The sequence below is a fragment of the Syntrophomonas sp. UBA1041 genome, assembly GCF_002316705.1.
GTDB lineage: Bacteria > Bacillota > Syntrophomonadia > Syntrophomonadales > Syntrophomonadaceae > DTU019.
In genome coordinates, this window is the sequence record NZ_DCEA01000042.1 from 19,456 (window position 1) to 19,894 (window position 439).

General features: G+C 42.1%; 1 protein-coding gene. It reads right to left on the reverse strand.

The genetic code is table 11. The features are described 5' to 3' along the window. A partial coding sequence (locus tag B2633_RS06965; RefSeq protein ID WP_483169895.1) for a DEAD/DEAH box helicase family protein occupies nt 1–368 on the reverse strand: 368 nt, incomplete at its 3' end. Nucleotides 369–439 lie beyond the last annotated feature (71 nt).

Genomic DNA, 439 nt, shown 5'->3' on the forward strand with positions numbered 1-439 from the left:
CGTAATTTGCCAAGAGAACAAAATCTTGAAATCGTTTGTTTTCGCAATAAGTCACTTGGCACTATTATGCAGGTTTTTGAACGATGTTCAGACACTACTGTGGCTATCATCACCTCGGTCTTTCCTGTTCCTGTTGGCATAACAATCGTGGCAGCAGAAGACGATACTGTCCAGTGCGACTTTATAGCATAGATGGCTCCCAACTGGGCAGAGCGAAAACCAGCATCAGTATCAAACTTGCTCTCAGGAAGACTGAAACTGTTATTTTTCCATGACGAAAGAACTTCGTCAACGCTTATCCAATCTGCTCCCCTTGGAACGTGAGCGATGAAGTTCTTGTCACCAATTTTCTGTTTTGAAAAACTCATTTTCAACCCTCCTGCTACTTTTGTAGAATTATACAACTTCTTCGCCCGTCATCATTTTGTAATGCTGTTCC